Source organism: Psychrobacter sp. DAB_AL32B, assembly GCF_002224105.1.
Lineage (GTDB): Bacteria > Pseudomonadota > Gammaproteobacteria > Pseudomonadales > Moraxellaceae > Psychrobacter.
The window spans coordinates 1-292 of sequence record NZ_NEXU01000186.1; the positions used below are offsets into that span (position 1 = coordinate 1).

The following is a 292-nucleotide window of genomic DNA, read 5'->3' on the forward strand; positions in this document are numbered from 1 at the left end:
AGCTCAGCATTGACGCCGATACCGAATTTTAGCGCACGATCAACCACGCCAGCATTTAGAACTGGCAATACACCGGGTAGACCTAAGTCAACGATGCTGGCTTGGGTGTTTGGCTCATGACCGAAGTCAGTCGGTGCGCTTGAGAATATTTTACTTTCCGTATTGAGCTGGCAGTGAATCTCGATACCGATGACCACTTCATAGCCATCAACAAAAAGCTCTTTACGAAACGAATGTTAGCGAAAGGCATTATTAACAGTCGTTGTTGCTGGTTGTATTTTAACGTCTCTTT

The 292-nt window shown here is 45.2% G+C and carries 1 pseudogene; it reads right to left on the reverse strand.

The annotated features are described in order from the left end of the window. Window positions 1-197, reverse strand: a pseudogene (gatB, locus tag CAN34_RS13910) (Asp-tRNA(Asn)/Glu-tRNA(Gln) amidotransferase GatCAB subunit B); the annotation flags it as partial. Window positions 198-292: the final 95 nt, after the last annotated feature.